The sequence below is a fragment of the Pseudoxanthomonas sp. 68-E7 genome, from assembly GCF_057773145.1.
Window position 1 is genome coordinate 57,368 of the sequence record NZ_JBYMTI010000002.1, and the last position, 20,047, is coordinate 77,414.

Here is a 20,047-nt window from a genome sequence, read left to right on the forward strand (position 1 = left end):
CACATCGTTTTCCGCAGACAGAGGTGTGCGAGTGAAATCCCTAACCACTTCGTTGTTGCTGGCGGCAGTGTTGGCCGGTTGCGCCGGCCAGCGCATGACCCACGTCAGCGCGTCAGCCGACGGCACGGTCGAGGGCAGCGATGCCCGCATGATCGCGATCACGCCCGAACTGGTCGCCGCGCCCCGGCAGGCGGTCACGCTGCCGACCGCGCTCGCCGGCTACAAGCCCGAGATTTACCAGATCCAGCCCGGCGACACGATCCTGGTCACGGTGTGGGATCACCCCGAACTGACCACCCCCGCCGGCAACCAGCAGCAGGCCGTCACCAACGGACGGCTGGTGCAGCCGGACGGCACGTTCTTCTACCCGTATGCCGGCAAGATGAACGTCAAGGGCATGACCATCGAGGAACTGCGCAGCAGCCTGTCCACGCGCCTGGGCCAGTACCTGCGTTCGCCGCAGATCGACGTCAACGTGGTCGGCCATGGTGGTCGCGTGGCGCTGCAGGGCGCATTCGTCGATACATCGCCGCAGGAATTCACCACCGTGCCGCTGACCCTGGCGCAGGCGGTGGGCAAGGCGCGCATCAACGTGGAGGAAGCCGATCTGGCCGGCTTCGTGCTGACCCGCGACGGCCAGGACTATCCGCTGGACCTGGATGCGCTGAACCGCGACGGCAAGGTCGCCGCGGACGTCTACCTCAAGCCCGGTGACCGGCTGTACCTGCCGTTCAACGATCGCAAGGAGGTCTACGTGGTCGGCGAGGTGATGCGCCCGCAGGCAATCAACTTCAAGACCACCGACATGAGCCTGACCCAGGCGCTCGGCCGCACCGGCGGACTGAATCCGATCACCGCCAAGGGCAGCGCAGTCTACGTGATCCGCGGCATGGAGGATCTGCAGCGCGAGCCGGCCACCGTGTATCACCTGGATGCCAGCTCGCCTGCGGCGTTCGCGCTGGGCGATCGTTTCCACCTGCGTCCCGGCGACGTGGTCTGGGTCGGCCCGGCCGGCGTCACCCGCTGGAACCGCTTCCTGACCCAGCTGCTGCCGCTGTCGGGCATCATCAGCAACGCCGCGTCGGCGCAGTACAACTTCGACCGCAACTGACGCACGCCTGTCCCCGGTCGCATCACGCGGCCGGGGAGCGGGTCCCCGGACAAACCAAAGGCGACGGCCGTTTCCGGCCGCCGCCTTTGTCATGTGCCCTGCGAAAGGCTCCTGTGGAGAACCAGGGGGCCATCCAGACGCGTGACCGGCCCCCTTCGCACCGGACGAGAAGCGGGCGTCCGGCGAGGTTCTCCTGTGGCGACCGATGGTCGAAAAGCCCGGAAACTGCGGAAAACGGACTTTGCTGAATCTCGGTCTGGCCGGCGTATCGTCAAAGGAGGGTTGCCGGTGCCACGCGTCCACCATGCCGCGCGCGATGGCAAGAGCAGGTGCATCCCGCGTCGCGAAAGCGTTATCGCGGAGCACCGTTCAGGCCGCATTTGACGATCTGAATACAGCGGCGGTGCTATTCCATGTCCATCGTCAGAGGAGGAACGCACCATGGGATCCATCCATCCCCCGGCCCGCCGCTGGTACCGCTGCGAAGTCGTCGACATCCAGGCCGAACTGCGCCACTGGAAGCTGGAATACGTAACCCACGACTTCCACGAACCCGGCACGCCATTCTCGCGCTACGAGCCGGCGCTGCGGTTCGCGTACGACGCCTATCTGCACCATCACGCCCAGCCCCTGGCCGACGTGCTCGACGTCCTTCACCACAAATACGTCGAAAGCTTCGACAGCTGGAACATGCTGGCCTGGCCGAAAGCCGAGGCCATTCTCCGCGAGGTCTGGTTGCGCATGGGCGCGCCACTGGAAAGCCTGCGGGTGAGGACAGCGCCGGAAACGGGGCGCCGTTCGCACGTGCATTGAGGTCGGGAACGCCGCGTCCGCGTTCCCGGACATGGCGCATCGCGACATCAGTCGAGCCGTTCCAGCATGGCCTCGGCGACATCGTTCGCCGACGCCGGATTCTGGCCGGTGATGAGCTCGCGATCGATCACCACGTTGGCGGCCCAGGGGGTCGCGTTGCCCACATGGTGCGCTCCCGCCGCTTCCAGCGCGGTCTGCGGATAAAACTTCATCCGTCCTCCCTGCAGCGCGCCCTTGGCCAGTTCCTCTTCCTGGTTGCTGATGACGGTCAACCGGTAACCGGCGTAAATCCATCCGGAAGGCGGCTGCGGGGTCTTGCCATCGGCCAGCGCCGCGATGAATGCGGGATTGGCCGGCAGCGTGGACAGCAGCGCGATCGGGCCGTGGCAGACCAGCGCGGTGATCTTGCCGCGGCGGTGGAAATCGGCCAGCAGGCCGCCCAGGGCGGGATCGCTCAGCAGATCCTGCATGGGCGCATGGCCACCGGGTACGTACACGGCATCGAACTGGCCGTAGCCGATCTGTTCCACCCGCGCCAGGCTGAGCACCGGTGAATGCGTCGGCCTGGTCAGGGCCAACCGGTCGAGGAGCTCCTGGTGCACCTTCAATGCCCCGGCATCGCCTCCGAAGTACATCGGGTCCAGTGACCCGCGATCGACGGTCGGCGCCAGGCCGGATGGCGTGGCGAAGGTGACCTGGTGGCCGGCGTCGATGAACCGCTTGACCGGCTGCATCAGTTCATTGAGGTAGAAACCGGTGGGAAACACGCGGTCGTCCCTGAGATCCAGGTGATCCGAATCCGAGAGGATGACCAGCACATTGGCTGCCTGTGCATGGCCGGCAGGAAGCGCCAGCACGAGCGCGGCGGCCAGGACGTTGAGTGATTTCATGGAGCGGACCTTCGACACGGAGCCGCGGACGCGGCGGGAGTGGCCGGCACTCTATTCCGCCTCGGCGAGGGTATAAACTCGCGCGAAGGCAATATATTTTTCCTCAAGGAGCAATAATGGCGCGCCGGTTCGATCATCTGGGCGACGCGGAGGCTTTCGTGACCGTGGTTGAGCAGGGCTCGCTGACCGCGGCGGCGGTCACGCTGGGCACGACTCCCTCGGTGATCAGCCGCGCCATCGCGCGCCTGGAAAACCATCTCGGCAACCAGTTGCTGCGAAGGACCACCCGCCGGCTCGGACTGACCGAGGCCGGCCAGCTCTACCTGGAGCAGGCGCGCGCGGCGTTCGCATTGTTCGACGACGCCGAGCGCGCGGTGCAGGGACGCTCCGGCACGCTCGCCGGCCGGGTCCGCCTGAGCGTGCCCACCACCTATGGCCACCATCGCCTGCCCGAAATGCTGGCGCGGTTCTCACGCGAGCATCCGCAGGTCCGGATCGAGCTCAACATTTCCAACCGCAACGTCGATCTGGTCGCCGAAGGTTTCGATCTGGCCATCCGCCTGGGCGCACTGCCCGACAGCGGCCTGGCCGCGCGCCGGTTGGAGGACGCGGCCTTGTGCGTGGTCGCCTCGCCCGCGTATCTGCGCCAGGCCGGCACGCCCGTGCGGCTGGAGGACCTGGCGGGACACGCCTGCATTCCGTTCGTGATGCCCAGTAGCGGGCGCATCGCGCCGTGGCTGTTCCGCGACGGCGACGAGGACATCGAATGGATGCCGCCGGATCGCCTGTCGGTATCCGACGACGTGCTCGGCGTGGTGTCGCTCGCGGCCGGCGGCGCGGGTCTCTGCCAGACCTACGACTTCATCGTGGCCGACGCCCTGCGGCAGGGGCGCCTGACCGAAGTCTTGCCAAGGCTGCGCGGACGGTCGCGCCCGTTCTCCCTCATCTACGCGCCGCATCGACGCCTGTCGGCGGCCTCGCGCGCTCTCATCGACAGCCTCGCCGGAGCGGCGCAAAGACCGCCGCCGCCCGTGCGAGCGGCGCGGCAAGCAGATCCTTAGCGCGGGGGTGCGGCAAAGCGCTCCCAGTAGCCGGCCTCCGGCGCGATCTGCTGCACCACGTCCACCCGCACGCCGGCCGGATCCCGGGTCATGAAACGGCGCTGGCCCCAGGGCTCGTCGGTCAGGGGATGCAGGATCGGCGCGCCTTCGCCGCGCAGCTTTTCATGCAGGGCGGCCGCATCGGCGACTTCGACGGTCAGGATCATGCCGTCGCCGTCGAAGGCTTCGGGCCCCGGTGGACGGGAAGGATGGTCCGGTGTCATGAACGCCAGCGTGGCGCCGCGGCTCCCGTCATCGGCCGGCCCGGACAGGTAGACGAACCAGCTCGCTTCGAACAGCACCTCGAAGCCGAAATGGCGCACATGGAAATCGCGCGCGGCCGCCATTTCGGGCGTGGTTATGAGTGGATAGAGATCGCGCACGCGCACCTCGGAGGAGGTGGCCGGTGTCGCCGGAACATCGCGCGCCTGCGTGGCGGCGGAGATCAGCAGGCAGGGCACGAGCAGGGAGCGCAAAGCGGCGCGGGCAATGGACATGTCGGAGTTCCTCGCATGCGGCGACAATCCGCCGGTGCAGGCACCTTGCCCGGATCAGGTTGACAGCAGTTGCTCGATTGCGGCGACCGCCTCGCCGGCGCCGTCCTCGGCGGCCATTTGCCTGCCCAGTTCGGCGGCGCGGGCACGGGTGTCGGCGCGATCGGCGAACGCGATGGCGCGGCCCAGCGCCCGCGCTTCCAGCCGCCTGCCGTTCACCGGGGCGTCGGCGACACCGAGGCGATGCAACTGGGCCGCCCAGAACGGCTGGTCGCCGGCGAACGGCACGACCACCGAAGGCACGCCGGCGCGGCTCGCCGAATGGGAGGTCCCGGAACCACCGTGATGCACTGCCATCGCGGTGCGCGGGAACAGCCAGGGGTGCGGCGTATCGCCGACGATAAAGAAATTGTCCGGCAGCATGCCTGCGTCCACGCCGCTCCAGCCGGGATGGAACACGACGCGACGCCCGGCGGTCGCCTCGATCATCGCCTGCGCCAGCCGCGCCCGATCGAAACCGGCCATGCTGCCGAAGCCGATGTAGACGGGCGGTTCGCCGGCGGCGAGGAATTCCTCGAGCGCGGGAGGTGGCGTCCAGGCGGGCGCCGGCAGTTCCCATTGGCCGCACATCCGCGCGTTGTCGGGCCAGTCGCGTGGACGCGGCAGCAGGGCGGGGGAGATTCCATAGAGCATCGGATGTCCGGTCCACAGACGCTTGCGCGGTGGCAGCGACAGGACATGCTCGCGCGCGGCGTTGGTGGTCGTGCGGAACGCCCGCCACAGAAGCCCGTTCACCGCCTGGTGGCTGAACCTGCGAAGCGGGCGCGGAACCGCGCCCGGCGCCAGGAATGGCGAGGCGAATGCCTGGGTGGGGGTGATCGGAATGAGGCCGGTACCGATCACGGGGATATCCAGCGCTTCGGCCACCGAGAACCCGGCGAACGCGGCCAGGCCGGAGAGGATGAGCGCATCGCTGCCGGCCGCGGCGTCACGGATTTCCTGCATCCAGTTCATGACATTGGCGTTGGCGATATCCGCCAGCGCCCGCGCCGTCTGGCTGAAACCGCCCTTGCGATCCACCGCCGTGGCCAGGGCTTGTCCCGGTGCGAGCGCACCGCGGATGTCGCCGGACAGCGGCGTCGCGGGAATGCCGACGGCCCTGGCACTGCCCAGGGTATTGGCGTCGGCGAGCAGGCAGGTCTCATGGCCGGCCGCCCGCAGCGCGATGCACAACGCCGCCAGTGGGCGGGTATCTCCTTCGGTACCGTAGGTTGCAACCGCAAGCTTCATGATCTTCTCCGGGAACCGGCACGCCGCCGGCCTGTACATGAAAAAGTATACGACGTATATTAATTTACGTCGTATTTGAATTTCCGGAGCAGATCATGACCGAGGCCGGTGAGCCCGGGCGGCGGGCGCGCAAGCGGGCGCAGATGCGGGAACTGCTGGTGGACACCGCCGCACGCCTGTTCGAGCGGCAGGGCTACGAGGCGGTCACGATGGAAGGGATCGCGGCCGAAGCCGACGTGGCCAAGCGCACGCTGTACAACCACTTCCCGACCAAGGAGGCGATCCTGGCCCGATGGCTGGACGCCCGGTTGGCGCAGGACCTGGCGCATCTCCAGGCCAGCCTCGCCCGGCGCCGTACCTTCGCGTCCCGGGCCGCCTGCATCCTGGATGCCTCGGCGGAGTGGTGCACCGCGCATCCGGAACATCTGATGGCCTATCTGCGCTACCGCTTCACCAGCCTGGGGGAGGCGCCCGGCCAGGAGGACATCGAGGATGGCGGCATCGTCGCGCTGTGGGAGCGGTTGATCGCCGCGGCGCAGGACGCCGGCGAACTGGACGCCGCGTTCGCACCGGCGCAACTGGCCACCTGGTTCCACCATCTATACCTGGCCGCGCTGCTGCGCTGGCTGACCGTGCCGGGCCTGTCGCTGCGGCGCGAATTCAGCGACGCGGCGCGATTGTTCATCGGAGGAGCGGGGGCACGCTGAAGCCCGTCACCCGGCGTGATCAATTCCGCCGTGGCGTCTGCCCGAGCCGGCGGTACAACGTGCTCCGGCTGATGCCGAGCTGGCGCGCCGCGCGGGCATAGTTGCCTCCGCAGGCCTCCACCGCCGCGCGCATGGCCATCCGGGTGACCGCATCCAGCGGTTCCGCCCCGGTGGATGCGGACGCACGAGCGATCGCATCGCCCGATACGCGCGCCTGCAGGTAGGCGGGCAGGGCGTCCACGCTGATCCGGCTGTCCGGCTCGCTCAACGCCGCCAGCGTGCGCAGGCTCGCCACCAGTTGGCGCAGGTTGCCCGGCCAGGCGTACTGCGCCAGCAACACGGCCGCGTCGTCGTCGAGGCGACGGCCCTGGCCGATGCGTTGCCACAGGGTACGAACGAGTTCGTCGCGCGCGGGCATTTCGCGCAGCGGCGTCAGCGCCACCCGGTGGTGGGAGATGCGGTAGTAGAGGTCGGCCCGGAACCGGCCCTCGGCCACCGCATCCTCGAGATCGCGGTGGGTTGCGCAGACCAGGGCGAAATCCAGCTTCACCGGCTTGCCGCCGCCCAGTGGCGACAGTTCGCGATCCTGCAGGACCCGCAGCAGGCGCGGCTGCAGGGCCAGCGGCATGTCGCCGATCTCGTCCAGGAACAGCACGCCGCCATCGGCCTGGCGCAGCAGGCCGGTGCTGCCTTCCTTGCGCGCGCCGGTGAAGGCGCCGCTCTCGTAGCCGAACAGTTCGGCCTCGATCAAACCCTCCGGCAACGCCGCGCAGTTCACCGCGACGAAGGGCCTTCCGGCGCGAGCACTGCGGCGATGCAGCTCGCGCGAGAACACTTCCTTGCCGGTACCGGTCTCGCCGAGGACCAGCACCGGAATGCCCGCATCGAGCACACGGCAGGCGCGGGCGAGCTCGGTATCCAGCCGGGTGTCGAACAGCGGCGCTTCCGCCGTTGCGGCGGTGGTCGAGTTCGATACCGTGATCGGCGTCGCGGCGCGGGCGCGGCGTGAACGGGTTGGTCCGTCGACGTGGCCGTGCAGCAGGCGGCCACTGCGATCCTGCAGGACGCCATCGTCGTGCAGTCGCGACAATGCGCCATCGAACAGCGCTTCGTAGGAGGCGCGCCCCAGGTCGCCGCGTTCCAGGCCGAACAGCGCCAGGCCGGCCCGGTTGGCCGCCACCAGCCGGCCGTTGCGGAATGCCAGCAGCCCCTCGCGCGCACTGCCCAGCAGGGCGGGGTTGACGTGCACGCGCAGCAGATCCGCATCGACGATGCCTTCATCGAAATAGCGGTGCTCGATGTTGGCGACCGCCAGTTGGGCCAGGCCCAGCGCGTGCATCGGAGCGACCCCGGCATCGCCGGAAATGTCCAGCACTCCGACCATGCGTCCATGCGGATCGAACACCGGCGCCGCCGAACAATTGAGGATGCGGTGCGGCGCCGCATAGTGTTCCGCTCCACGCACCTCGACCGGAACGGCGTCGGCGATGGCGGTGCCGATGGCGTTGGTGCCCACCCGTGCTTCGTTCCAGCACGCACCGGGCATCAACGCGACCCGTCCCGCCTTGTCGAGGAAGTCGGCGTTGCCCTCCGCATCCAGGATCCAGCCTTCGGCGTCGGTGAGCAGGACGATGCTGCCGGTGTTGGCGGCATCGGCGGCAAGCATCTCCACTTCCGCGCGCGCCAGTCGCCAGAGCTGTTCGTGCTGCTCGCGCATCGTGCGCAGGCGCGGCGCATCGACAGGTTCGATCGCGGGCCGCGCATTGGCCGCCAGGCCAAAGCCCAGGCTGCGCCGCCAGGATTGCAGGATGGCCGCGGATACCTGGCCCACCGGCGCGCGCCCGGATTCGAAGAAGGCGCGGCGGGCCTGGGCGATGCGCTGCTCGTCGGGAGCGGCGGGTGAACGGGACATGCCGGAATCCTCGCCGGACGATGTGTCGCATTTTGCGACAGCCACACCGCCCGCTGTACCGATACACAGCACACCCGGCGACACTCCGCAAGCATGACGGATGTTGCGTCGCGGAAGTTCCGGCGAAGTTTCCGCATCCAGCCGGGGCCCGCTGCGTGGCGCGGCGCAGCAACAAAAGCTGGCATGCGGCCTGCGTCGGGACCTGCACCCCCACGTGGACCCACCAGGAGCTTCCGATGAACGCAGTCGCCACCCCCCGTCCCCATGCCGTCGATCCGTCCAGCCTGTTCAAGCAACGCTACGCCAACTTCATCGGCGGCCGCTGGGTCGAGCCACGTTCCGGCCAGTACTTCGACAACGTCAGCCCGGTGACGGGCAAGGTGATCACCCAGGTCCCGCGCTCGAACGCCGAGGACATCGAGGCCGCGCTGGACGCCGCGCACGCCGCGCGCGAGGCATGGGGCAAGACCTCGACCACCGAGCGCGCCAACGTGCTGCTGCGGATCGCCGATCGCATCGAACAGAACCTGGAAGTGCTCGCGCATGCGGAAACCTGGGACAACGGCAAGCCGATCCGAGAAACCCTCAACGCCGACATCCCGCTGTGCGTGGATCACTTCCGCTACTTCGCCGGCGCCATCCGCGCCCAGGAAGGCGGCATCAGCGAAATCGACCACGACACCATCGCCTACCACTTCCATGAGCCGCTCGGCGTGGTGGGGCAGATCATTCCGTGGAACTTCCCGCTGCTGATGGCCTGCTGGAAGCTGGCGCCCGCGCTGGCCGCCGGCAACTGCGTGGTGCTCAAGCCGGCCGAGCAGACGCCGGCCAGCATCCTGGTGCTGATGGAGCTCATCGGCGACCTGCTGCCGCCGGGCGTGCTCAACGTGGTCAATGGCTTCGGACTGGAGGCGGGCAAGCCGCTGGCGAGCAATCCACGCATCGCCAAGATCGCGTTCACCGGCGAGACCACCACCGGCCGGCTGATCATGCAGTACGCCAGCCAGAACCTGATTCCGGTGACCCTGGAACTGGGCGGCAAGTCGCCGAACGTCTTCTTCGCCGACGTGATGGCCGAGGACGACGACTTCCTCGACAAGGCCATCGAAGGCTTCGTGCTGTTCGCCTTCAACCAGGGCGAGGTCTGCACCTGCCCGTCGCGCGCGCTGATCCAGGAATCCATCTACGAGAAGTTCATGGAACGCGCGCTCAAGCGCGTGGCCGCGATCCAGCAGGGCAATCCGCTGGATCCCAACACGATGGTCGGCGCGCAGGCCTCCAGCGAGCAGTTGGAGAAGATCCTGTCGTACATCGACATCGGCCGCCAGGAAGGCGCCGAACTGCTGATCGGCGGTAACCGCAAGCAGCAGGAGGGTGAACTGGCCGGCGGTTACTACGTCCAGCCGACCGTGTTCAAGGGGCACAACCGGATGCGGATCTTCCAGGAGGAGATCTTCGGCCCGGTGGTCTCGGTCACCACCTTCAAGGACGAGGCCGAAGCCCTGGCCATCGCCAACGACACGCTGTATGGGCTTGGCGCCGGCGTCTGGAGCCGCGACGCATCGCGCCTGTACCGGATGGGCCGCGGCATCCAGGCCGGGCGGGTGTGGACCAACTGCTACCACGCCTATCCGGCGCACGCGGCATTCGGCGGCTACAAGCAATCCGGCATCGGCCGCGAAAACCACCGGATGATGCTGGACCACTACCAGCAGACCAAGAACCTGCTGGTCAGCTACTCGCCCAAGGCGCTGGGCTTCTTCTGACCTCCCCGGAGGGCGTCGTCCGACGGACGGCGCCTCCTCACCGGAAACGATTGATTGGAATCAACGAGCGCCGGGAACCATCGCGCTACGGTGGTTCCGGTCCAGAGACAGGAGAGAACACATGGACAAGACGATGAAGGCCGCGGTGGTGCGCGAGTTCGGCAAGCCGCTGGTAATCGAGGAGGCCATCGTGCCGCGTCCGGCGGCCGGCGACGTGCTGGTCAGGATTGAAGCCTGTGGCGTCTGCCACACCGACCTGCATGCGGCCGAGGGCGACTGGCCGGTCAAACCCAACCCCCCGTTCATTCCCGGCCACGAAGGCGTCGGCCACGTGGTCGCGGTCGGTGCGGGCGTGACCCACGTGAAGGAGGGCGATCGGGTTGGCATTCCCTGGCTCTATTCGGCCTGCGGGCACTGCGAGCACTGCCTGGGCGGCTGGGAAACGTTGTGCGAGCAGCAGCAGAACACCGGCTACTCGGTCAACGGCGGGTTTGCCGAGTACGCGCTGGCCAACGCCGATTACGTGGGGCATCTGCCGAAGGCGATCGGCTTCGTCGAGATCGCGCCCATCCTGTGCGCGGGCGTGACCGTCTACAAGGGCCTGAAGGTCACCGACACGCGCCCGGGCAACTGGGTGGTCATTTCCGGTATCGGCGGGTTGGGGCACATGGCGGTGCAGTACGCGCGCGCGATGGGACTGAACGTGGCGGCCGTCGACGTGGATGACGCCAAGCTGGATCTGGCCAGGCGTCTTGGCGCCACGGTCACGGTCAACGCGAAGAACCTCGATCCGGTGGCCTATCTGAAGAAGGAGATCGGCGGCGCGCATGGCGCGCTGGTCACCGCGGTATCGCCGAAGGCGTTCGAGCAGGCCATCGGCATGGTCCGGCGCGGCGGCACGGTCTCGCTCAACGGCCTGCCGCCGGGCCAGTTCCCGCTCGACATCTTCGGGATGGTGCTCAACGGCGTGACCGTGCGTGGTTCGATCGTCGGCACCCGCCTGGATCTGCAGGAGTCGCTGGACTTCGCCGCGCTTGGCAAGGTGAAGGCAACGGTCTCCACCGATCGCCTGGAGAACATCAACCAGGTCTTCCAGCGCATGCACCAGGGCCGGATCGAGGGCCGCGTGGTGCTGGATCTGGCCGCCTGATCCTCGATTCCACCCACTGGAAGGCACCGCCCGTGACCGACGCCTCGCCGACTGCAGATACCCCTCCCTTGCAGGTGATGGCGACGCTGCCGGCGTTGCAGCTGATCGAAACGCTGCGCGCCCGGCACGGGCCGGTGCTGTTCCACCAGTCCGGTGGGTGCTGCGACGGTTCCTCGCCGATGTGCTACCCGGTCGACGATTTCATCGTCGGCGATCGCGACGTGCGCCTGGGCGAGATCGGCGGCGCCGCTTTCTACATCAGTTCCTCCCAGTTCGAATACTGGAAGCACACCCAGCTCATCATCGACGTGGTGCCTGGCCGGGGCGGAATGTTCTCGCTGGAAAACGGCGAGGGCGTGCGCTTCCTGGTGCGCTCTCGATTGTTCACTGATGCCGAATACGCCGCGCTCGAAGGAGCGGGGCGGGTCTGATTCGCCGCACTGATCGGAACCGATGGGTCGAAGCCATCGACATAACCAACGATCATTTCCAATAAGTGACGCGTCACATAAACTAGCCTCATCAACCGGACAGGAGCAGGCGTGATGCGTGACGAAAAGGATCCCGGCACCCTGGAAATGGTGTTCCCCCGTCGCCGCGGTCGTCCACCATTGCATGGCGTGGCGATGAGCGCCGCCGAACGCGCGCGCAACTACCGGGCCAATCGCCGCCATCGCCGGGAAACCGGCAGCCGTGTCCTGCATGTGCAGACCGACACCACGCTGCTGGACAAGATCCGCGATGCCATCAGCAGCGGCCGCAGCCCCGCAACCATCGGCCGCCTGGTGGCGGAGCTGTCTGTCCGGTACCCCGCGGCGGATTGAACGGCTCCGCCCAAGGCGTCTCGATGAAAAACGCAGCGAGGCACATCCGGCGTCATGCCGGTGGGTGATCGGCCGTGCTAGGGTTGGGCCTCCAGAAGGAGACTTTCATGATCAGGATGATCACCTTGTTGCTGCTGGCGTTGCCGGCGGCCGTCGCCGCGCAGCAACTGCACAAGTGCGTGGACCCGCATGGACACGCCAGCTATCAGTCCGCTCCCTGCGAGGCCGGCCACAAGCAAGCCTGGGTCCGGGATACGACACCGGAGCCATCTCCACCGGTTCGCCCCCGACCCACGACACGGGCTGCAACCCCGTCGCGCATTTCCGTCCCCGCGGCGGCCAACCTGCCGGCGTATCCGGCGCGCGCTCCCGCGGCCTGCGAGGCCGCAAAACGGCAGCGCGAATCGACCTTGAAAACGGTTGGCCTGAAGCGCAATTTCGAGCTGCTGCGGCGACTGGATGACGCGGTCTGGAATGCCTGCAGGTAGGCGATGCCGCTTGTGGACAATGTGTCGTCCGGTTGATGGCGCATCCGCGCAACGATGGAACACAGATTTCGCGCCCGGCCGGTGTCCGCGCCGGGGACCGGATGCGATGCTGGCCCGCCGTCCGCGAGCGTTCCGCCATGAGCGAGCTTCTCAACACCCGCATCGTCCTGGCCTCGCGTCCGCGCGGCGAACCGGAGGCATCCAACCTGCGTCTGGAACGCGTGCCCATCGCGGCCCCCGGACCGGGCGAGGTGCTGTTGCGCAACCACTACCTGTCGCTGGATCCGTACATGCGCGGCAGGATGGATGAAGGACGCTCCTATTCGCCTCCGGTCGCCATAAACGACGTCATGGAAGGCCGGACGGTGTCCGAAGTGCTGGCCTCCGGGCATCCGGATTTCATCGTCGGCGACAAGGTCGTCGCCACCGGCGGCTGGCAGAGCCTGGCGGTGGTGAAGGGCGATTCGATCACGCGCAAGCTCAATCGCCTCGACCTGCCGCTGAGCACTGCGCTGGGCGTCTACGGCATGCCGGGATTCACCGCCTACGCCGGCCTGCACGAAATAGGCAAGCCGCAGCCAGGCGAAACCCTGGTCGTCGCCGCGGCAAGCGGACCGGTCGGCGCGACGGTGGGACAGATAGCAAAAATGCAAGGCGCGCGCACCGTCGGCATCGCCGGCGGCGAGGCCAAGCGCCAGTACCTGGAGACGCTGGGCTTCGACGTGGCGCTGGATCACCGCGCCGGGGATTTCGCCGAACAGCTGCGCGCGGCGGTGCCGGACGGGATCGACGTCTACTTCGAGAACGTGGGCGGCAAGGTGTTCGACGCGGTGGTTCCCCTGCTCAACGATTTCGCCCGCATTCCGGTGTGCGGCACCATCGCCACCTACAACGAGCGTGATCGGGTGCTGCCCGGTCCGGATCGCCTGCCGGGTTTCGTCAACCGGATCCTGCGCCAGCGGCTGACCGTGCGCGGCTTCATCCAGCGCGACTTCATCCACCTGTTCCCCGATTTCCTGGAGGACATGGGGCGATGGCTGAAGGACGGCCGGGTGCAATACCGCGAAGACATCGTGGAAGGCCTGGAGAACGCGCCCGAGGCGTTCTTCGGCCTGCTCAAGGGCCGCAACTTCGGCAAGCTGGTGGTGAAGCTGGTCGGCTAGGGCGGGCCACGCGGCGCGCGGAGGTCCGGAACGGCGGCGCCGTGTCCGGATCATCTGCGTCCCCACCGCGCATCCGCGTCAATCCACCAGAGCGCGTAGTTGGCCATTCAGGCGATGGAATTGCCCATCCGGCGTGGTGAAGAAGGACAGCGAGGTGCCCCGGCCGAAGTCGTCGACATGCACCACGGTCGAACCATCGGCTTCCTGCCAGGAGATGGCGAACACCTCGGCCGTCACGGGTGCCCATTGGTAGCGGGCCTCGCCCTCGGCACCGCGCAACGGACCTTCGGTGATCCGGTAGCGCATCGTCCGGCCATCGGCATCGTACCGGTTGATGGCGGTCAGGCCTTCGTACCGGACCTCGAAACTGCGGCCGGCGAAGGGCGCCGGCATGACGGTGGTGTCCATGGTGCGCTCGTGCCCGTTCACGCGGCCGTGGCCAGGCGGGGGTAGTCGGTGAAGCCGCGGGCATCGCCCCCGAACAGGGTGGTGCGGTCGTGTGGCGCCAGCGGCGCGCCGATGCGCAGGCGTTGCGGCAGGTCCGGATTGGCGACGAACGGACGCCCGAACGCGATCAGATCCGCCCAGCCCGCATCCAGCGCGGCGCGGGCGCGCTCGGCGGTGTACTTGCCGGCGTAGATCAGGGTGCCGGGAAAGGCCGCGCGCAGCTTCTGCTTGAACGTGTCGGGCATGTGCGGGGCGTCTTCCCAGTCGGCCTCGGCGATATGGATGTAGCCCACGCCGATTTCGCCCAGCGTTCTCGCCGCGGCGAGATAGGTCGTTTCCGGATCCGCGTCGGCGCAGCCGTTGAGCGTGGTCAGCGGCGCCAGCCGGATGCCGACGCGCGCGGGATCGCCGGTGGCCTCGATCAGCGCCTGCGTGACTTCGGCCAGGAACCGCAGCCGGTTCTCCAGCGAGCCGCCGTAGGCATCGGTGCGGTCGTTGGCGTTGGAGTCGATGAACTGGTTGACCAAGTAGCCATTGGCGGCATGCAGTTCGACGCCATCGAAGCCGGCCTCCATCGCATTGCGCGCGGCCTGGCGGAACTCTTCCACGATCCCGCGGACTTCATCGGTCGACAATGCACGCGGCGCCGATGCCTGGATGAAACCGGGCTGGCCGTCGGCCCCGTCCACGTACACCTTGACGCCTTCGGCCTGCAAGGCCGAGGAAGATATCGGTGCTTGCCCATCGAGCAGGCGGACATGGCTCAGGCGCCCGACATGCCAGAGCTGGGCGAAGATGCGGCCACCCGCCCCATGTACCGCGCGGGTGATGGCGCGCCATCCCTCCACCTGCGCGCAGGTGTGGATGCCCGGCGTCCAGGCATAGCCCTTGCCGAGCGGCGAAATCCAGGTGCCCTCGCTGACGATCAGCCCGGCGCTGGCGCGCTGGGCGTAGTACTCGGCCATCAGCGCGTTCGGGATATCACCGGGCTGGCTGGCGCGGGAGCGGGTCATCGGCGGCATCACGATGCGGTTGGGCAGCGTGAGACCGCCCAGGACATGGGACTGGAACAGCGGGTCGCGGAGTTCGGACATCATGGGGCCCTCAATCCCACGCCGGCGCCAGGCCGGCGGGATCCACTTCGCGGCCGTTGCGTTCCAGCGCCGCGATCGCGGCCATGTCCTCGGCATCCAGCGGCAGATCGCGCGCCAGCAGGTTGCTGGCGAGATTCTCGCGCTTGGTCGACGACGGAATCACCGCATAGCCCAGTTGCAGCGCCCATGCCAGCGCGACCTGGGCAACGGTGGCCTGGTGCTTGTCGGCAATCCGCGCCAGCACCGGATCCTTCAGCACCTTGCCGTAGGCCAGGGTCATGTACGAGGTGACGGTGATGCCTTGTTCCTTGAGGAACGTGGCCAGCCTGCGGTTCTGCAGATAGGGACTCAGCTCGATCTGGTTGGTGGCGAGTTCGCCCTTGCCGACCACTTCGATGGCCTGCCGGGTCAGTTCGATGTTGAAGTTGGAGATGCCGATCGCGCGGGTCAGTCCCTGCGCCTTGGCCTCGGCCAGCGCAGCCATGTACTCGGCCAGTTCGACGCCGTTGCCGGGCGCCGGCCAATGGATCAGGGTCAGGTCCACGCGGTCGGTTCGCAGCTTGTCCAGGCTCTCGCGCAGGCTTGGAATCAGCCGGCCGCGCGCGTAGTTGTCGGTCCAGATCTTGGTGGTGAGGAACAACTCGTCGCGGGCGACGCCGCTCTCGGCGATGGCCTTGCCGACCTCGGCTTCATTGCCGTAGATCTGCGCGGTGTCGATGGCGCGGTAACCGACGTCGAGTGCGTTGCGCACCGAATCGATGACCGTCTGGCCGGTGAGGCGGAAGGTACCGACGCCGAAGGAAGGAAGATTCATGGAAGGCTCCGATGGGTTGGGGAAGATGATGGAAGGTGCTCGGGAACAGGGGATGACGATCAGGCCCGGGCGGGCAGGGCGGATGGAGCGCGCCGGTCGAGGCGGCCCGACAGGGCGGTGAGGCCGAAGGCGCCAAGCGTCACCAGCGCCGCGATCCAGGGCGTGTGCGCCAGGCCGAGATGGGCCACCACCTGCGCGCCGGCCCACGAACCGCCCGCCACGCCCAGATTGAACGCCGAGATGTTGAAGCCTGCCGCGACGTCGGTCGCATCCGGCGCCACCTGTTCGGCCTGGCGCACCACGTAAACCTGCAAGCCGGGCACGTTGCCGAACGCGACCGCCCCCCAGGCCAGCACGGTCAACACGACCAGCCACGGGTTCGAGGCGGTGAAGGTGAGCACCAGCAACACCGCCGCCAACAGGCCGAAGATGATCTTGAGCGCGCTCACCGGACCCCGGCGATCGGCCAGGCGACCGCCCCAGACATTGCCGATGGCGACCGAGACGCCGTAGGCCAGCAGCACCAGCCCGACCATCTGTGGCTTGAAGCCGGCGATGTCCTCGAGGATGGGCGCAAGGAAGGTGAAGGCGATGAGCGAGCCGCCGTAGCCGACCGCAGTCATCGCATAGACCAGCAGCAGGCGCGGCTGCAGCAGCACGTTGAGCTGGCGGCGCAGCGGCGCGGGCGCGGCATGCGTGATGTTCCGCGGCACCAGCAACTGCGCGCCGATCATCGCCACCAGTCCAAACACCGCGACCGCCAGGAAAGTCGTGCGCCAGCCGAAGTGCTGGCCGATGAAGGTGCCCAGCGGAATGCCGGTGACGAAAGCGACGGTCATGCCGCTGAACATGGTGGCGATGGCGCTGGCGGCCTTTTCGCGCGGCACCAGGCTGGTGGCGACGATCGAGCCGACCGAGAAGAACACGCCATGCGCCAGGCCGGTGAGCAGGCGGGCCGCGATCAGCGTGGTGTAGCCGGGCGCCAGCCAGGCCACCAGGTTGCCGACGGTGAACAGCACCATCAGGCCCACCAGCAGCGGTTTGCGCGGCACCCGCGCGGTCATCGCGGTGAGGATGGGCGCGCCAATCGCCACGCCCAGGGCATACAGGCTGACCAGCAGGCCGGCCGAGGGCAGTGAGACGCCCAGGTCGGCGGCGATGGTGGGAATCAGGCCGACGATGACGAACTCGGTGGTGCCGATGGCGAATGCAGCCAGGGTCAGGGCGAACAGGGCAAGGGGCATGGCGGGGCTCCGGAGCGGGCTTTCCCGGGAAAGGCAAAGCGGACGCCGTGCAGTCTGGGCGCTTTACATTCCCGAAAAAACACCCTAATAAGCCAAATACTTTTGACTTGGCGGCAACAATGAAAATCACCCTCGACGAGCTGCAGGCCTTCGCCACCGTCGTCGACAGTGGCTCGATCACCGCCGCGGCCGAGCAACTGGAGCAGACGGTCTCCGGCATCAGCCGCAGCCTGGGGCGGCTGGAAGCCAAGCTAGACACGACCCTGCTGCGCCGGACCACCCGCCGGCTGGAGCTGACCGAGGAAGGCGCCGCCCTGCTGGCCCGCGCCCGCGCCATCCTCGACTCGGTCGAGGAAGCCGAGGAGCAGATGGCCATTCGCCGCCAGCAGCCGGTGGGACGCCTGCGGGTGGATGCGGCCACGCCCTTCATGCTGCACGTGATCGTTCCGCGGGTGGCCGGCTTCCGCGAACGCTTCCCCAAGGTCGAACTGGAGCTCAACAGCAACGAGGGCATCATCGACCTGCTGGAGCGACGCACCGACGTGGCGTTCCGCATCGGACCGCTCAAGGATTCCACCCTGCATGCACGCCCCGTCGGCACCAGCCGCCTGCGCCTGCTGGCCAGTCCGGCCTATCTGGAACGCGCCGGCACGCCCGGCCGGGTGGCCGATCTGGCGGCGCATTCGCTGCTCGGCTTCACCCAACCGGAATCGCTGAACCAATGGCCGGTCCGCGACCCGCGCGGCAATCCACTGCACATCCGCCCGGCCATCGCTTCATCCAGCGGCGAAACCCTGCGCCAGTTGGCCATCGCCGGCGAAGGCATCGTCTGCCTGTCCGATTTCATGACCCGGGACGACCAGAAGGCGGGCCGCCTGCTCCCGTTGATGCCGAAGGCGACCCTGGACGTCCGCCAGCCAATCCATGCCGTCTACTACCGAAACACGGCACTGGCCTCGCGCATCACTTGCTTCATCGACTACCTGATCGCCGCGGTGGCCCCCGGACGGTTCGACGACTGACGCATCCCGCGGCGGCAAATCGGAACATTTTCTACAGACTCAATATAAGCGCGCGCCATTGATCCGCCGCCTCCGCAGGCATGTACTGGCGCCACATCCGAGCCATCCCCGCGGGCCACCATGTATCCCGATGCAGACGCCGACCAGATCGCCTTCTTTCGAACGCACGGCTACCTGGTGGTCAGGCAGGCCATCCCGCAGCAGGATCTGGACGAACTCGAAAAACACTGCGACACCCTGATCGCGCAGAAGCACGAACTGGCCAACGACTGGGCATGGCGCGAAGGTGAGTCCAGGGAAAACCGCACCTTCCGCATCGTGCAGTCCTCGCCCAGCAAGGTCTGGGCGGAGATCGCCGAACAGCCCTACCGGCAATGGCTGGAGCGGTTCGCTTCGCAGCTGATGGCGCTGGACATGGCCTTCTGGTACGACCAGTTCTTGGGCAAACCGCCCGGTCACGGCGCAGTGACCGAATGGCACCAGGATGAAGGCTACTGGGGTCGCAACCTGGCCGATCGCGGCATCACCGGCTGGATTCCGCTGCAGGACGTCGACGCGATCAACGGCTGCATGCATTTCATCGACGAAGGCCACCGGATCGGCATCCTGCCGCACCATCTGGTCGAAGGCGTGCAGAGCGATCTGTTGACCTGCGCGGTGGATGAATCACGCACGGTGGTCTGCCCGATGCAGCGGGGCGACGTGGCGTTCCATCATTCCAAGACGCCCCACATGAGCACGGCCAACCAGGGGCCCGCCTGGCGCAAGGCCGTCACCAACCATCTCCAGCAACGCGGCGCCGGCGGGGAAGGGGACCACTATCCCTGGCGGGTCAAGGTCAACCAGCGTACCGGGGAGCGCAAGGCGGTCGGCGCCATGGACACGGAAAATTCCTGACCACCGCGCGCCGCGCAGCAGATTCGGCGTCCATCGGGCTCACGTCGCGGAGCGCGTCGCCGGCAGCCTTTCCGGCCCTGTCCCTGGCCAGGCGCTGATCCGGATGATCCATTCTGCCAACAACAGGTTGGGGATCCAGCACAGCCATGCGATCGAGGCATAGGCGACGGGAAACGGAATACCGGCGATCTGGCTGGCGGGAATATAGAGGCGCAAGGTCACCGCGGCGAACGTGAGCGCGAAACTGCGGATCATCCATTGGCGATGCGCGGCCACGTTGCCCGCCCGGATATGCCGGTAGGCGAGGAAGGTCGTCGCCAGCCAGCACACCGCCAGCCATGCGAAGCCCGCTTGCGCGACAACGCCGCCCGAGGACTGCACCGCCAGCAGGAATCCGGACACGCCGCCGGCGGCGACGCCCGCGACATAGAGGCGCCCCATCCAGCGATGCGCGCCGACAAGGCGGACACGCAGCCAGCCGTTGATCTGGAACACACCGATGGCCATCGCCAACGCGCTTCCGCCGAAATGCGCAGCCGCGGCGATCGGGCGCTCGCTCATCAGTGTGCGGACGAGTGACGGGCGGAATTCAGGGACGCCCAGCAGCGCCATCGCATAGCAGGAGACCAGCAGCGCCAGCAGCGTCATCAGCAACCACGCCAATGTTCTTCCCAGCATTCGAGCAGTCTCCCCATCCGCCTGGACAAAGCCCGCACATGGTGCGGCTTCCGTGAAGTAGCGCGGAGTGCCGAATGTCAGCATGCCATTCGTCAGGCCGCGATGGCTTCTCCAAGGCAGCGGCGGGGGAGTGAAAGGCGTGC

Annotated in this window: 21 protein-coding genes; 12 read left to right on the plus strand and 9 right to left on the minus strand. The window is 67.6% G+C overall.

Annotation, left to right across the window (positions count from 1 at the left end; genetic code table 11):
* The first annotated feature begins 31 nt into the window (after positions 1-31).
* Both AC3DE2_RS04885 and AC3DE2_RS04890 read left to right on the plus strand, forming a co-directional pair.
* Complete coding sequence (locus tag AC3DE2_RS04885; RefSeq protein WP_295379777.1) at positions 32-1,111, plus strand: polysaccharide biosynthesis/export family protein; 1,080 nt, start codon at positions 32-34, stop codon at positions 1,109-1,111.
* A gap of 441 nt (positions 1,112-1,552) precedes the next feature.
* Entirely contained in the window at positions 1,553-1,924 is a 372-nt protein-coding gene (locus tag AC3DE2_RS04890; RefSeq protein ID WP_488425285.1) for a hypothetical protein, read from the plus strand.
* A gap of 47 nt (positions 1,925-1,971) precedes the next feature.
* Here AC3DE2_RS04890 and AC3DE2_RS04895 read toward each other — a convergent pair whose 3' ends face one another.
* Entirely contained in the window at positions 1,972-2,814 is an 843-nt protein-coding gene (locus tag AC3DE2_RS04895) for a type 1 glutamine amidotransferase domain-containing protein (protein WP_488425286.1), read from the minus strand.
* 116 nt (positions 2,815-2,930) lie between these two features.
* On the opposite strand from AC3DE2_RS04895, the gene AC3DE2_RS04900 reads away from it, so the two are divergent.
* Positions 2,931-3,875, plus strand: a complete 945-nt coding sequence (locus AC3DE2_RS04900; RefSeq protein ID WP_488425287.1) for a LysR family transcriptional regulator — start codon at positions 2,931-2,933, stop codon at positions 3,873-3,875.
* On the opposite strand, the gene AC3DE2_RS04905 is transcribed toward AC3DE2_RS04900, so the two are convergent.
* Together AC3DE2_RS04905 and AC3DE2_RS04910 are read right to left on the minus strand one after the other, a co-directional pair.
* Complete coding sequence (locus AC3DE2_RS04905; protein WP_488425288.1) at positions 3,872-4,411, minus strand: VOC family protein; 540 nt, start codon at positions 4,409-4,411, stop codon at positions 3,872-3,874. The two genes, AC3DE2_RS04900 and AC3DE2_RS04905, sit on opposite strands and share 4 nt — an antisense overlap.
* A 54-nt stretch (positions 4,412-4,465) precedes the next feature.
* A complete protein-coding gene (locus AC3DE2_RS04910) occupies positions 4,466-5,698 on the minus strand; it encodes a glycosyltransferase (RefSeq protein WP_488425289.1) in 1,233 nt (410 codons plus the stop codon).
* 95 nt (positions 5,699-5,793) lie between these two features.
* Between AC3DE2_RS04910 and AC3DE2_RS04915 the strand changes: the two genes are divergently transcribed.
* Positions 5,794-6,405: a TetR/AcrR family transcriptional regulator gene (locus tag AC3DE2_RS04915; RefSeq protein WP_488425290.1), complete on the plus strand. Its 612-nt coding sequence runs from the start codon at positions 5,794-5,796 to the stop codon at positions 6,403-6,405.
* 19 nt (positions 6,406-6,424) lie between these two features.
* On the opposite strand, the gene AC3DE2_RS04920 is transcribed toward AC3DE2_RS04915, so the two are convergent.
* Entirely contained in the window at positions 6,425-8,317 is a 1,893-nt protein-coding gene (locus AC3DE2_RS04920) for a sigma-54-dependent Fis family transcriptional regulator (protein ID WP_488425291.1), read from the minus strand.
* A 236-nt stretch (positions 8,318-8,553) separates the two neighbouring features.
* On the opposite strand from AC3DE2_RS04920, the gene adh reads away from it, so the two are divergent.
* The 6 genes from adh (at position 8,554) to AC3DE2_RS04950 (ending at position 13,708) form a co-directional block, all read left to right on the plus strand.
* Positions 8,554-10,083: an aldehyde dehydrogenase gene (gene adh / locus AC3DE2_RS04925; protein WP_488425293.1), complete on the plus strand. Its 1,530-nt coding sequence runs from the start codon at positions 8,554-8,556 to the stop codon at positions 10,081-10,083.
* A 121-nt stretch (positions 10,084-10,204) separates the two neighbouring features.
* Complete coding sequence (gene adhP / locus AC3DE2_RS04930) at positions 10,205-11,233, plus strand: alcohol dehydrogenase AdhP (RefSeq protein WP_295375886.1); 1,029 nt, start codon at positions 10,205-10,207, stop codon at positions 11,231-11,233.
* A gap of 77 nt (positions 11,234-11,310) precedes the next feature.
* Positions 11,311-11,664, plus strand: coding sequence for a DUF779 domain-containing protein (locus AC3DE2_RS04935; protein ID WP_295375890.1), 354 nt, complete (start codon positions 11,311-11,313; stop codon positions 11,662-11,664).
* A 114-nt stretch (positions 11,665-11,778) separates the two neighbouring features.
* Positions 11,779-12,057 carry a hypothetical protein gene (locus tag AC3DE2_RS04940; protein WP_295375884.1) on the plus strand — a complete coding sequence of 93 codons (279 nt, stop codon included), beginning with the start codon at positions 11,779-11,781 and terminating at the stop codon, positions 12,055-12,057.
* A 107-nt stretch (positions 12,058-12,164) separates the two neighbouring features.
* Positions 12,165-12,545: a DUF4124 domain-containing protein gene (locus AC3DE2_RS04945; RefSeq protein WP_488425295.1), complete on the plus strand. Its 381-nt coding sequence runs from the start codon at positions 12,165-12,167 to the stop codon at positions 12,543-12,545.
* A 137-nt stretch (positions 12,546-12,682) separates the two neighbouring features.
* A complete protein-coding gene (locus AC3DE2_RS04950) occupies positions 12,683-13,708 on the plus strand; it encodes an NADP-dependent oxidoreductase (protein ID WP_488425297.1) in 1,026 nt (341 codons plus the stop codon).
* Between the two features lie 78 nt (positions 13,709-13,786).
* Here AC3DE2_RS04950 and AC3DE2_RS04955 read toward each other — a convergent pair whose 3' ends face one another.
* The 4 genes from AC3DE2_RS04955 to AC3DE2_RS04970 are packed head-to-tail and all read right to left on the minus strand — an operon-like array spanning position 13,787 to position 17,307.
* Positions 13,787-14,116: a MoaF-related domain-containing protein gene (locus tag AC3DE2_RS04955; protein WP_488425299.1), complete on the minus strand. Its 330-nt coding sequence runs from the start codon at positions 14,114-14,116 to the stop codon at positions 13,787-13,789.
* Positions 14,117-14,133: 17 nt separating this feature from the next.
* The gene (locus tag AC3DE2_RS04960) at positions 14,134-15,249 is read right to left on the minus strand and encodes an alkene reductase (RefSeq protein WP_488425748.1); all 1,116 of its coding nucleotides are present in this window, start codon (positions 15,247-15,249) and stop codon (positions 14,134-14,136) included.
* Between the two features lie 10 nt (positions 15,250-15,259).
* Entirely contained in the window at positions 15,260-16,063 is an 804-nt protein-coding gene (dkgB, locus tag AC3DE2_RS04965) for a 2,5-didehydrogluconate reductase DkgB (protein ID WP_488425301.1), read from the minus strand.
* Positions 16,064-16,122: 59 nt separating this feature from the next.
* Positions 16,123-17,307: an MFS transporter gene (locus AC3DE2_RS04970; protein WP_488425303.1), complete on the minus strand. Its 1,185-nt coding sequence runs from the start codon at positions 17,305-17,307 to the stop codon at positions 16,123-16,125.
* Between the two features lie 119 nt (positions 17,308-17,426).
* On the opposite strand from AC3DE2_RS04970, the gene AC3DE2_RS04975 reads away from it, so the two are divergent.
* On the plus strand, positions 17,427-18,329 hold the full coding sequence (locus tag AC3DE2_RS04975; RefSeq protein ID WP_488425305.1) for a LysR substrate-binding domain-containing protein: 903 nt from the start codon (positions 17,427-17,429) through the stop codon (positions 18,327-18,329).
* A gap of 120 nt (positions 18,330-18,449) precedes the next feature.
* The gene (locus AC3DE2_RS04980) at positions 18,450-19,226 is read left to right on the plus strand and encodes a phytanoyl-CoA dioxygenase family protein (protein WP_488425307.1); all 777 of its coding nucleotides are present in this window, start codon (positions 18,450-18,452) and stop codon (positions 19,224-19,226) included.
* Positions 19,227-19,265: 39 nt separating this feature from the next.
* Here the strand turns inward: AC3DE2_RS04980 and AC3DE2_RS04985 are convergent, their stop codons facing one another.
* Entirely contained in the window at positions 19,266-19,988 is a 723-nt protein-coding gene (locus AC3DE2_RS04985; RefSeq protein WP_488425309.1) for a DUF2306 domain-containing protein, read from the minus strand.
* Between the last annotated feature and the right edge of the window lie 59 nt (positions 19,989-20,047).

Bases quoted from the DNA above. Each gene is read 5' to 3' on its own strand.
- AC3DE2_RS04890 (WP_488425285.1), top strand. From the start codon at position 1,553: ATGGGATCCATCCATCCCCCGGCCCGCCGCTGGTACCGCTGCGAAGTC.
- AC3DE2_RS04895 (WP_488425286.1), bottom strand. From the start codon at position 2,814: ATGAAATCACTCAACGTCCTGGCCGCCGCGCTCGTGCTGGCGCTTCCT.
- AC3DE2_RS04900 (WP_488425287.1), top strand. From the start codon at position 2,931: ATGGCGCGCCGGTTCGATCATCTGGGCGACGCGGAGGCTTTCGTGACC.
- AC3DE2_RS04905 (WP_488425288.1), bottom strand. From the start codon at position 4,411: ATGTCCATTGCCCGCGCCGCTTTGCGCTCCCTGCTCGTGCCCTGCCTG.
- AC3DE2_RS04910 (WP_488425289.1), bottom strand. From the start codon at position 5,698: ATGAAGCTTGCGGTTGCAACCTACGGTACCGAAGGAGATACCCGCCCA.
- AC3DE2_RS04915 (WP_488425290.1), top strand. From the start codon at position 5,794: ATGACCGAGGCCGGTGAGCCCGGGCGGCGGGCGCGCAAGCGGGCGCAG.
- AC3DE2_RS04920 (WP_488425291.1), bottom strand. From the start codon at position 8,317: ATGTCCCGTTCACCCGCCGCTCCCGACGAGCAGCGCATCGCCCAGGCC.
- adh (WP_488425293.1), top strand. From the start codon at position 8,554: ATGAACGCAGTCGCCACCCCCCGTCCCCATGCCGTCGATCCGTCCAGC.
- adhP (WP_295375886.1), top strand. From the start codon at position 10,205: ATGGACAAGACGATGAAGGCCGCGGTGGTGCGCGAGTTCGGCAAGCCG.
- AC3DE2_RS04935 (WP_295375890.1), top strand. From the start codon at position 11,311: ATGGCGACGCTGCCGGCGTTGCAGCTGATCGAAACGCTGCGCGCCCGG.
- AC3DE2_RS04940 (WP_295375884.1), top strand. From the start codon at position 11,779: ATGCGTGACGAAAAGGATCCCGGCACCCTGGAAATGGTGTTCCCCCGT.
- AC3DE2_RS04945 (WP_488425295.1), top strand. From the start codon at position 12,165: ATGATCAGGATGATCACCTTGTTGCTGCTGGCGTTGCCGGCGGCCGTC.
- AC3DE2_RS04950 (WP_488425297.1), top strand. From the start codon at position 12,683: ATGAGCGAGCTTCTCAACACCCGCATCGTCCTGGCCTCGCGTCCGCGC.
- AC3DE2_RS04955 (WP_488425299.1), bottom strand. From the start codon at position 14,116: ATGGACACCACCGTCATGCCGGCGCCCTTCGCCGGCCGCAGTTTCGAG.
- AC3DE2_RS04960 (WP_488425748.1), bottom strand. From the start codon at position 15,249: ATGTCCGAACTCCGCGACCCGCTGTTCCAGTCCCATGTCCTGGGCGGT.
- dkgB (WP_488425301.1), bottom strand. From the start codon at position 16,063: ATGAATCTTCCTTCCTTCGGCGTCGGTACCTTCCGCCTCACCGGCCAG.
- AC3DE2_RS04970 (WP_488425303.1), bottom strand. From the start codon at position 17,307: ATGCCCCTTGCCCTGTTCGCCCTGACCCTGGCTGCATTCGCCATCGGC.
- AC3DE2_RS04975 (WP_488425305.1), top strand. From the start codon at position 17,427: ATGAAAATCACCCTCGACGAGCTGCAGGCCTTCGCCACCGTCGTCGAC.
- AC3DE2_RS04980 (WP_488425307.1), top strand. From the start codon at position 18,450: ATGTATCCCGATGCAGACGCCGACCAGATCGCCTTCTTTCGAACGCAC.
- AC3DE2_RS04985 (WP_488425309.1), bottom strand. From the start codon at position 19,988: ATGCTGACATTCGGCACTCCGCGCTACTTCACGGAAGCCGCACCATGT.